Here is an 11,828-nt window from a genome sequence, read left to right on the forward strand (position 1 = left end):
TCGTGTTTATTCAATGGAATGATTATTTTTATCATCCATTTCAATTATATACCCTATGATGCCATTACGTGTTTTTATGCGCTGTTTTTGCTGTGCGTTAGCTTTAATTTCTGTTTTGCATGCGCAGGAAAAAAACTATCGTTTTTTACACTTGGATGTCAACGAAGGTTTGTCTCAAGGCAGCGTTTTCGCTATAGCCCAAGATCATTTGGGTTTTATGTGGATCGGTACCCGTGATGGCTTAAATAAATACGACGCCCGAAAGTTTACGATTTATCGCAGTAATCCGCAAGATAGCCTTTCCTTAGAGCACAACTTTATTCAAGCAATTACGGAAGATAACAAAAGGCGGCTTTGGATAGGGACAATGACAGGTCTGAATTTATACAATCGAGAATCAGACAATTTTATCCGTATACCATTACCTACGGTAGAGAGTAGCAGTGGGAAAATGGATGTCAACGTTCACCAGATTTTTCAGGATTCCAATGGAAAGATTTGGATTGCGACAAATATAGGCTTGTATAAGATTAAAGAGGGCCGGCATCCTGAAGCGGAATTGGTCTTCAATGAGATTACCGTTGAAAGAAGCCAGGGAAAAGAATACTATCGTAATTTTCGAACCATGTATGAGGATCGCCGCAAGCGATTATGGTTTTGTACTGATGATGCCATTGTACTCATGCAAGCCGCATCGAAAGATGGAAATAGCTTAAAGGTGCTAAGGACTTACTTCAAAGAGAAATCGGTAGATAATAAGATTAATCAACGGTTTCAGGCGGTTTTGGAGGTTAGTCCAGGTATATTTTGGGTAGGTACAAAATATAATGGTATTCGGATTATCAATGAGAATACAGACCAAATATCCTCGTTAACCGAAGAGGGAAATCATACAGGTTTGGCCAATCAAGATGTGCGGTCCTTAAAAAAAACAGATGATGGAAAGATTTGGATTGGAACATTCAATGGCCTATATGTTTATCAAAACGGAAAATTGCTTTTTATCCAGGCAGACGATGGAAATCCCAATAGCTTAAGCAATAATTCCATTCGCCCTATATTTCAAGATAAGCGGGGGTCTATTTGGATTGGAACCTATTTTGGAGGGGTTAATATTTATGACAAGGATATTCCTAATTTTCAGAATTTTACCCATCAATCTAAGCGCAATAGCCTAAGTTACAATGTGGTGAGTGCATTTGTTGAAAATGCTATGGGAGAACTTATGATTGGAACTGAGGGGGGCGGACTGAATTATTTTAATCGGCATACGAATTCGTTTTATAGTGAACGTCACGATAAAAATAACCTGAATGGATTAAGTCATAATAATGTGAAGTCTATCTGTTTGGATAGGGAAGGGAATTTATGGGTGGGTACTTATGATGGTGGGTTGAATTTAAGGCGAAAGGGGCAGCAAGGCTATGAACATTTTCGTTTCGATCCCAATGTAAGTAATGGCCTGGCAAATAATAATGTGTATGCGATCTTAGAGGATCGTAATGGCGATATTTGGATTGGTACTTTCGGCGGAGGACTACAGGTACTTCGTAAAAACCAGAAAGCAGGAACTTTCCAGACATTTGATGTTGCCAGAAAGCAGTTGAGTTCCAATATGGTGCGCACTTTACTAGAGGATTCAAAAGGTAATCTTTGGATTGGTACTTCAAATGGTTTAAATCTAAAATTAGCGGGGACCAATAAATTTGTTTCCTTTCTAAATGACAAGAAAGATTCCCTTTCAATTAGCGGAAATGATATTGTGAGTATCCATGAAGATCGGAAAGGACATATTTGGATCGGTACGTATATGGGCGGGCTGAATCTTTATCTTCCAGAGAAGAAAGCGTTCAAAAGGTTTAATGAGCGAAACGGATTACCGATCAACAATGTTTTTGCTATTCTAAGTGATCTGAAAAACAAATTGTGGTTGAGCACAAATACGGGGATTTCTTGTTTCGATCCCCTATCTGGTCATGTGCGAACCTATACGAAGATCGATGGTCTTCCTGGTAACGAATATATTCAAAATGCAGCAGCAATGTTGCGGGATGGAAAACTTGCCTTTGGAAGCTTCTCGGGCTTCACCCTATTTAATCCGGATAGTTTAAGTGTCAATAATTATATTCCCCCCATTCAGTTTACGGAGTTGAAATTATTCAATAAAACAGTTCTTCCGGGCCTCGATGGTGTTATCCCTAAAGATATATCCATGATGGATGAATTAACTCTTGATCACAATCAAAATGTTTTTAGTTTGGAATTCAGTGTATTGAATTATGTTCATCCGGAGAAAAATCAATATGCTTATTATCTAAAAGGCTTTGACCAAGACTGGAATTATGTGAGCAATCCCGTGGCTACTTATACCAATTTAGACCCCGGTACTTACGAGCTTTGGGTAAAAGGGGCCAACAACGACGGGGTATGGAACGAAAAGGCAACGGTTTTGAAGATTAAAGTGCTGCCAGCGCCATGGAGGACATGGTGGGCTTATAGCGGCTATTTTCTTCTTTTTGCTGCGGCCAGTTTTTTGGTTATCCGATTTTTCCACGGTAGAAACAAATTGAAACAAGACCTTTTGATTCGGAAAATAGATTCGGAAAAACAGGAGGAGCTTCATGAAGCAAAACTGAATTTCTTTACCAATATCTCCCATGAATTCCGTACGCCATTGTCATTAATTATTGGACCGTTAAATCAATTAAAAGACGATCGCTCGCTTTCAGCATATGCACAGGAGCACCTCGGTTATGCAACAAGAAATGCGGATCGCTTGATGAATCTGGTTAATCAGCTGCTTGATTTCAGAAAACATGAAGGCGGAAAGATGAAATTGTTTTGCCAAAAGGTTCATGTTGCTACGTATTTGGAAAACATTCGCCAGAATTTTTACTTTATTGCCGAGAAAAATAATATTCAGTTTTTCCTGGATAATAAGGTAAGCCCTGATTATGTTGGAGGTTTTGATCCGGAGCAATTTGAAAAAGTCCTTGTCAATTTGATTTATAATGCGTTTAAATTTACGGACAAGGGGGGTAAAATAAAGATACAGGTTGAGCTAGAAGGAGAAGGCGAGTTGGAGAAACTGCTTGTTTCCGTTTGGGATTCTGGGCGTGGAATCCCAGCCAAAGATATACCATTTGTATTTGAACAATTTTATCAGGCCAATGCAAAAGGCCTATCGGCTACAAATGGCGGAATAGGTTTGGCACTCTGTCGTTCGATCATACATTTGCACGGCGGAAACCTCACTGTTGAAAGTAATATGGCACAGGAGCCTGCAGAATTCAATACGGTATTTCGGATCAGCCTGCCACAGGAGAATGTCCGCATCGAAGAGCTCATGGTTTTGGACGGTACTGCAGCCACAGTATGCTCAGACTCTTTAGATGCCGATATGCCACATGTGGGTGCTACAAAAACAGAAATAGAGCCTTCTGTATCGGATGAAGATAAGCCAATCATACTTGTTGCCGAGGACAATGTGGAGCTTCGTTGTTTTCTATGTGAAAACTTACGAAAAAAATATATTGTTTTAGAAGCTAATGATGGTATTGAGGCGCTGGAATTGGTACAAGCAAGACAGCCCGATATTATCATTTCAGATGTAACGATGCCCAACTGTGATGGAATCACACTTTTGCAGCAGATTAAAAACGATAGTAGTTCAAATCATATTCCTGTGATTCTTTTGACAGCCCGTACAGCTGATCCTTATATCACAGAGGCGTTTGAAATCGGTACAGATGATTACATTACCAAGCCCTTCAGTATGCCACATCTCATTCAGAAAATTTCAAATATCATACAGACGCGGAAACGATTGGAGGAAAAATTTGTACAGAATTATCTTCTTGGAGCACAGGGAACAGATCTGCCCGAAAGAACTCGTTTCTTGGATCAGGTATTGAAGGTTGTCGAAGAAAATCTGGGCTGTGAAGATTTTGGAGTGCAGGATCTTACAAAAGCCATCGGCGTGAGCCGCTCTGTTTTGTACCGCAAGATTAAGCAGCAAACAGGACTGAATTTGGTTGAATTTATTAATATGGTACGTCTTAAGAAAGCAGCCTATATTTTAGTGAACGATACTGGTTTGAGTATCAGTGAAGTGGCTTATCAGGTCGGGTTCAATGATCCAAAGTATTTTAGCAAAACATTTAAGAAATTCTATAAGGAGAGTCCACGTACCTATGTTGAAAAATTCGGTATCAAGGAAAGCAGCAATTAAAAAATAAGCAAAGGTCTTCCTAATTTGGTAAGCATAAGCAGCCCTAAAAGCAGACCGAAGTTTTTTTTGCAGGCAAAAAAAAGGTTTTCAAACGGGGAGAATGAAAACCTTCAATAACCAATTATAAACCTAAATTATGATGCTACAAATATAGTTGTTTTTAATACTATTTTAAAAATAATTCACCTTTTAAAAACTGTTTTGTAGCTGGTCAGCTACAGGCTGTTGTTGCGCTGTCGCTGGAAGAACCAGCGCATAGCTTATACGCTTTTGACCAGCTTATGAATAACGTATAAAATGGTCAATCCCAACAGCGCAAATATGCCATAACCTAATCCAATTTGAAACTGCGAAGAAGGGTTTACCAAGCTTACGGTGATGTAACTGAGTGAAGAAGTAAGGAGGTAGGTAATTCCGCCAACCAATCCACCGGCAATACCTGCCGACAATGGAAACCTACCTAAACAGTAGCTGAAATAATTGTTAAAGATAAATCCTGCAGTGCAATGTACAGCAAATGCGAAAAATGTTAATGTATATAGGTTTGACAGGTAAGGTGAAACGATCAGCATACAGACAATCAGACTGATCTGAATAAAATTGGCGATTCTCAACTTTGGAACCAAGGCTCTTTTAATAAGGGCTTTACCAATAAAACCACCACACATCCAAGCTAAGCCCATAATAAGTGAGGTATAGCCGGTTGTAATCGCACTATATCCCAGTTGATGTTCAATAAAAAAAGGACCACTGAGATTGTAGAACATGACGAGACCGTAGGATATGCCGCACATGAGTATACCGAACGTAAAATCGTTGCTTTTAAGCATCATTTTAAATTCGCCGATCAGGTAGTTGATATGGAGTGGTTTTTTCTGTTTGATTGTTTCGCCGGAAAAGATCAGTTCAAGGATGAAAAGTACGGCACTGTAAACGGCCAGAACCATAAAGTTAGAACGCCAACCAAATTGTGTTTGGAGGTAGCCGCCAATAAAAGGAGCGACAATCGGCCCGATCGACCAGACGATGGTCATAATGCTGAGGTAGTGTTTGCGCTGCTCGCCTTCATAGACATCCACAAAATAGGCTCGTTTTGATATGACCACAAATGCCGATAAGATTCCCTGAAGGATGCGCATCAGGTAAATAACCCAAATATCTTGCGTGCTTGCTGTGATCCAGAAACTGACAATGAAAAGGAAAAGAGATATCAGGTTGATGCGATATCTTCCCCAAGCGTCAACTAATGCTCCTGTAAAGAACTGAGCAACACCATAGCTGATTAGAAAAAGCGAAAGTGTTAACTGGATTTTGCTTTCGTTCAAGCCAAGCTCCTGGGCCATTTGTGGCATTGACGGAAGATAAATGTCGGTGGCAAGTCCCGTAATCGGAACAAGTGCAAATGCTAGTATCGTCGGGATAAAAGATTGCTGTGGTTTAGTGTTTTTTTCCATCCTTTAATTTTTTAAATTACCCGTCTCTATGGACGTTTACGTTGCCAGCCACTTTTTCTCTTTGGCCCTGTAAATATGATGTCGACAAAAGTAGCTTCATTGCCTGTTTCGAAAGATATAGAATTCAAACAAATTATTGTGAAAATCAAACAGACTTATTGCGGAAGGCTAAAGGTGGTACACCAGCATGTTTTTTGAAATAATTACTGAAGTTCGCCGGTTCTTCAAAACCTAAGGCATAAGCGATTTCATTGATGTTCCAGCTGCTATGTTGAAGGAGTGCCTTTGCTTCCTGTGTGATGCGCAGTGCGATGAGTTCTTGCGTAGTTTTTCCTGTATTTTGTTTCAAAGCCCTGTTTAGCGAATTGACATGGATGTTGAGCTGTTGCGCGTAATCCGTTGCATTTTTAAAACGAAGTAAATTTTCGGTGTCAATCGGAAATTGGCGTTCCAAGAGTTCTAGGAAAAGATGGGAAATACGCTGATTTGCGTTTTGGTAAGGTGATATGCCCTCATTTGGCGCTAGTTTTAACGTTTCTAAAACGAGTAATTGTAACTGATTACGGATAATTTCATATTTAAACGAAAAATCAGATCGTAGTTCCGTATTCATACGCTGAAAAATGTGATCGAAAAGATCGACCTGCTCTTCCGTTAAGAAATAGACGGGACTACCACTCGGGTTGAAAAAATGACTTTCGAGAATGTTATGGTTATAATGTTTGTCTTCCTGAATGAACTTTTGTGTAAAAAGACAGAACCATCCCTTTTGATCAGGATTGTCTGTTTCCCAAGAGTAGGGAACGAGTGGACTTGAAAATACAAGTGCGGGACGGTCAATAGGGATCCACTGATCACCATAGTGCAATTGCCCCTGGCCGATCATGAGGGATATTTTGAAGTAATCTTTTCTATTGTAAGGTGATTTTAAGGGACAATGCTCACGTGAAAATACGTTAAAATGAGAAATTTGTTCGGGCGAGGAGCCAATTGGGTAATTGGATTCTCGAAATACCCGTTGATAGAAATCAATAATATTTTCGGAAGTTGTCATGATGCAAAGTTATAAAAATCAAACATTTCATGTTGGATACTGTTTCTCTTAGTCGGTCATTGATTCGTAAAATATGAATTGGAACAAAAAGAAAGGTCCCATCACGTCGTCAGCCATGACTAGCCCGAGTGATGAGACCTTATAAAAGGAAGCGATTATTAGGATCTCGATTTTAAAAATTCCTTGACAAATTCATCGTCGTTTAAGTCTGGGTAGTCTTTATATACACGATCAATTTCTTCTTGCTGTCCGATGGATAGATTTTCGTCGGGGTTTAGACACCAGATACCCTTCATCAGACCTTGTCTGCGGAGCACCTCATGTAAGCCTGGTATACAGCCATGGAATGCATTTGCTGGGTCAAAAAAAGCTGCATTACTGTCTGTTACAGCAATCGCTTTGCTTAGGAGGTGACTCGCATGGAGGTTATTGGGGTCCTGTTTGTATGTTTTTATTTCCTGAAGGAGTTCAACAGCTTTTGCCGTCCAAACAGCCCAGTGGCCTAATAGTCCGCCTTTAAATTCTATGGCGACGTTTTCCCCAGCTACGGGGAAATTATACACGCTCATCAGATCGTTGACAATATTGTCATCATTGCCCGTGTACATGGCAATTTGATCTCGCCGGCTGGAGTTGGCTATAGCACGCATAACGTCTAATGTCTGGTAGCGGTTGAACGACGCACATTTGATAGCGACGACGTTGTCGATTTCGGCAAACTGCTGCCAAAAGGAATAGGAGAAAATACGGCCACCAACGGCGGGTTGAAGATAGAATCCAAAGACAGGAATAATGGCTGCTATTGCTCTGACTCGATCTAATATCGCATTTTCAGTCCAGCTCTGCAGGCCGCCCATACTCAAAAGTCCGATATCATAACCGTATTTAAGTGCAGTTGTTGCCTCCTGTGCCGCTTGTTCTGTGGCACCGCAGATGCCTGCAATTTTGATAAATGGTCGTTGGAGCTCTGCTTTCTCGACTTCTTCGCTAGCCCATCTCAATACAGTTTCAAAAAGGTTGATCTCGGGGTCACGGATTTCGAATTGGGTGGAATGTACAGCTACGGCTATTCCACCGGCTCCACTGGCTATGTAATATTGAGTCAGGAGCCGTTGATGCGTCTCGTCAATGCTGCGGTCCTCATTTAAGGCAAGGGGGTGTGCCGGAATTACCGTCCCTTCCCAAAGCAACTGTTGTAATTTGTTGTCTAAAGTTTTCATTAGAATTTTCCTTTTCGTTCTTGAAAATGCGTGTCCTTATTCCATAGTTCGCCGCCTTGGGTCAACCATTTGGCTGTAATGTCTATCGCTTCGCGTATGGTTGTTTTCGGATAGCCAAACAAACGATGGCATTCGGACGCATTGTTGAGTAAAGCGGTTCCGGCGGGTTCATTTACAAATATTGGCCTTGTGTTGAAATGCTCGGCAAACCGCTCTGCGATCCATCGTGTAGAAAGGATTTCAGGTCCCGTGACATTCAGTATTTTGGCTGGAGACTGACAGTGCAGTAATGATCTTAAGGCAATTTCGTTGGCATCTCCCTGCCAGATGACGTTGACGTTTTCGGTTGTCAAATCTATTGGGAGCTGCCCTTTGACCGATTTGGCAATTTCTACGAGCACACCGTAGCGAAAATCCACCGCATAATTCAATCGGTAGATCAGGGTAGGTGTACCGTTTTTCTTCGAAAAATACTCGAATATACGCTCTCTCCCCAAACAGGATTGCGCGTATTCGCCGACAGGCTCCGGAGTTCTTTCCTCAGAAACGCCGCCATTGCTTATCGGTACAAATGGAAGTACGTTACCCGAAGAAAAAGCAACAATGTTGGAATCTTGAAAATGAGAAGCCACCATTCCGGGAAGATAGGTATTCATCGCCCAGGTAAAATCTTCATTTCCCGTGGTGCCGAATTTATGTCCTGCGAGGTAAATGACATTCGGGACCTGCGGGATCTTTTTGAGTTCTTCCTCATTCAGTAGGTCGCAGGCGATTGTCTTTATGCCTAGATCCTCCAGTTCCTGCTGAAGTTCTTTGGTTGAAAAACGCGAAACACCAATGACCTTTTTGTCTATTCCTGCAGCTTGAATGGCCCGCATGGCTAGCTTTGCCATGCTTGGCCCCATTTTTCCGCCAATACCTAGGAAAAGGATATCACCTTGTATCTTTTTTATATCTTCAATTAGATCTAATGATGGTGCAAGCAGCTGCTGTTCCAATTCCGCTAAATTGTTATGGTCCATGTCTGAATTATTTGATTAAATTATAGAGATTACTAAATGCAAGAAAAACGAGTAATATGAGTCCGAGTATAGCCCATAATCGCGTTAAGGGGCTGTTTCTGAGCGCGCCCATAATTTCTTTGTCGTTTGCGATCAGAAAGAGGATAATACCAATAAAGGGGACTAAAAAAATGGTGATGCTTTGCGCAAAAACAATAAGCTCCAAGGGAAGATTTCCGAAGATAAGCGCGATGGCAGATCCAAAAATCATGACCAAAGAAATAAAGAGTTTCACTTTAGGGTGATTGAGATCGTTGCCGAAGCCAAAGGTGTCGCCCAGTAAGGATCCGCCTAATACGGCATTGCCGATCAAGGAGGAAAAGGAGGCACCGAAGAGGCCGATAAAAAAGAGGTGTGAAGCATAGGTTCCCAAAAGCGGTTCCAGTGCACGGCCCATCTCAGCGGCAGAATTTAACTTGATCCCTTGGGGATGAAGCGTATTTGCCGCACAGACCATGACGGCTGCACTCATGATGCCAAGAATAATAATACCTATTCGGCTACCGATTATCTGTCGTTCAGTACGCTGTTTGTTGGCCGATAATTTTCTTCTTGATTGAACAAGATAACTTTGATAAAATGCACCCACAATCGAAAAGCAAGAAGCCGTAAAAGCAATTATTAAGCCTACTGATGAAGGAGGGATGCTGGGAATAAAGCCTGAGAAAAAGTCCTGTGCGGGTGTCTTTATCATAATCGCGGTGGAAAGAAAGGCAAATAACATCAGGATGATAAGTCCAAGCATAAGCTTTTCCAATAGCGCGTAGAAAGACTTGAAGAACAACAGTAGGATACCGATTACATTAAAAACGATGATCCATATTTTGGGGTTTGTCCCCGTGGCTTCCGAAACGGAAATAGAGACACCTGTCGCATTCCCCGATTGAAAACAGGTTGCAACGAGGAAGATTCCGAGGCCAATGATGATGGACGTTGTTTTACCAAATTTCTGGCGAATTAAAACAAGTAAAGATTCGTCTCTCGCGATACCGATACGTGCCGCCATATTGGTGAAAACCATCATAAAAAAGATGGCGACGACGACAACCCATAATAGAGAGAAGCCATAGTCTGCACCCATTTTTGATGTGATGGTCATTTTGCTGGGCCCGAAAACCAGGGCGGCGGTAATGATGCCGGGACCCAAGATGGATAGCCAACTTTTCAATAAAGAGGGTTTTGGCTCGAGGTTATTTTCCATGAGATTTATCGTAATGAGGTTAAATGCTGTTGATTGATTTTAGGGGCAGAATTTCCAAAGTGTGTGCGGATATAATTGGTGATTTCAATGACCTCTTCATTTTTCAAGAATGAAAAAGATGGCATTGCACTTTCGTATTTGACGTTGTTTATTGTTTTGTATTTCAGTCCATGGAGGATAACCTGCAATAGCGGTGCTGGGTCGCCTTTGACAAGAGATGAATTGGCTAATGGAGGAAAGGTATTTGTAAGTCCTTTTCCATCTGCTTTATGGCAGGATGCGCAATAGGCTTCGTATAATGCCTGACCACTTTTGGCAGGGGAGTTGGCCGTGTTGGCTGCAAGGGGTTTAATCATTGGTGCAGAGGCTTTATCGGTAATACGGAGGCGGTAGATCACATCGTCATCAGGTTTTGGAAACCCCTTTTGCGGATTCCAGTCACGGTTGCTTGAACAGAAATAAATGTCTCCATTGGGTAAGGCCAATACGGACCTTAGCCGGCCAAGTTGATCTTTGAATAGGATCTTCTCATCGACGATCTGTTGACCATCGGCGGATAATTTTAGGATACGTAAAGACTGATTTTTTAAAGTCGCGAGCAATAGACTATGTTGCCATTCAGGGATAACATTAGAACCGTAATACGCCATTCCGGATGGTGCAACGACTGGGGTCCACGATTTAATGGGCTCCTGTCTTGGGGAGTTTTTGGCAATAGCTTTTTCCTTTTCCGTGTCAATCATTCCTTCAATCTGCGGCCAGCCATAATTTTTTAGCGGTTGGATCAGGTTGATTTCGTCCTCGATGGCATCGCCATGTTCGGAGGTGTAAATTAAGCCTTTTGGATCATGGGTAAGTCCCTGCATGTTCCGAAATCCCCATGCATAGACATAGCTATTTGCAATTGGATTGTCTTTTGGGATGCTCCCGTCGAGATTGAGGCGTAAGATTTTGCCATTTAATGAGGTGCTGTCTTGTGCAAAGGTATCACTTGCGGCATCTCCTGTAGCCCAATACACTTTTTTGTCTGTCGAAACAATAACCCTGGAACCGTTGTGTCCCGTGTTTCCAGGAATCTGTAAAAGCAATTTTGGGTTTGACAACGTGCCTGTCGTATTATAATCGTAACGATATAAATTAGAGAAAATGAGACTGTCCTTTTTGCTGGTGTAAGAAAGGTAAAGATAGGCCTGTTGCTGTTCGGGTTGATACAGCGCCATTCCCAATAGTCCCAACGTGCGCTGGTGGTAAACGTCGGTGAGGCTGTCCACCAAAGTAACAGCTTTTGTTTTTGTATCCAGTCTTCGTATACTTCCTCCGATTTCAGAAAACAGAATGGCATCGTTGATCCGGTCATATTGTAAATCCCATGGCACATGGAGTTTTGTAGCTTCTTTTGATAGCGATAGTATGCTGTGCTCCAGTTGGATGTTATTTATTGGCTTACTTTCTCTTTCCGTCTCGGAAGAACAGGAGGATAGTAGCGGGACCAGCGATACAAGCCAAATATAGGTTTGTTTTTTCATATAGGATCTACGGTTATTCCTTTGATTTATTTGGTTAGTCAAATGTAGTTGAATAAAAATAAATATACAAAAAATAAGTAA

At 41.5% G+C, this 11,828-nt stretch carries 7 protein-coding genes; 1 reads left to right on the forward strand and 6 read right to left on the reverse strand.

Annotated features, from left to right (window positions below; translation table 11 throughout):
• Positions 1–55: 55 nt before the first annotated feature.
• On the forward strand, positions 56–4,231 hold the full coding sequence (locus BV902_RS10545) for a hybrid sensor histidine kinase/response regulator transcription factor (protein WP_083663558.1): 4,176 nt from the start codon (positions 56–58) through the stop codon (positions 4,229–4,231).
• Positions 4,232–4,491: 260 nt separating this feature from the next.
• On the opposite strand, the gene BV902_RS10550 is transcribed toward BV902_RS10545, so the two are convergent.
• From BV902_RS10550 to BV902_RS10575, 6 genes are all read right to left on the reverse strand, one after another.
• Positions 4,492–5,685: an MFS transporter gene (locus tag BV902_RS10550; protein ID WP_075991888.1), complete on the reverse strand. Its 1,194-nt coding sequence runs from the start codon at positions 5,683–5,685 to the stop codon at positions 4,492–4,494.
• A gap of 145 nt (positions 5,686–5,830) precedes the next feature.
• Positions 5,831–6,739, reverse strand: a complete 909-nt coding sequence (locus BV902_RS10555) for a helix-turn-helix domain-containing protein (protein ID WP_075991889.1) — start codon at positions 6,737–6,739, stop codon at positions 5,831–5,833.
• Positions 6,740–6,897: 158 nt separating this feature from the next.
• Positions 6,898–7,959 (reverse strand): dihydrodipicolinate synthase family protein, encoded by a 1,062-nt coding sequence (locus tag BV902_RS10560; protein WP_075991890.1) that lies wholly within the window; start codon positions 7,957–7,959, stop codon positions 6,898–6,900.
• Positions 7,959–8,981, reverse strand: coding sequence for an NAD-dependent epimerase/dehydratase family protein (locus tag BV902_RS10565; RefSeq protein WP_075991891.1), 1,023 nt, complete (start codon positions 8,979–8,981; stop codon positions 7,959–7,961). The genes BV902_RS10560 and BV902_RS10565 overlap by 1 nt, the downstream gene beginning before the upstream one ends.
• A 7-nt stretch (positions 8,982–8,988) precedes the next feature.
• Positions 8,989–10,221, reverse strand: coding sequence for an Nramp family divalent metal transporter (locus tag BV902_RS10570; RefSeq protein WP_075991892.1), 1,233 nt, complete (start codon positions 10,219–10,221; stop codon positions 8,989–8,991).
• A 5-nt stretch (positions 10,222–10,226) separates the two neighbouring features.
• Positions 10,227–11,747, reverse strand: coding sequence for a PQQ-dependent sugar dehydrogenase (locus BV902_RS10575; protein WP_075991893.1), 1,521 nt, complete (start codon positions 11,745–11,747; stop codon positions 10,227–10,229).
• Positions 11,748–11,828 lie beyond the last annotated feature (81 nt).

It is taken from the genome of Sphingobacterium sp. B29 (genome assembly GCF_001952815.1).
Lineage (GTDB): Bacteria > Bacteroidota > Bacteroidia > Sphingobacteriales > Sphingobacteriaceae > Sphingobacterium > Sphingobacterium siyangense.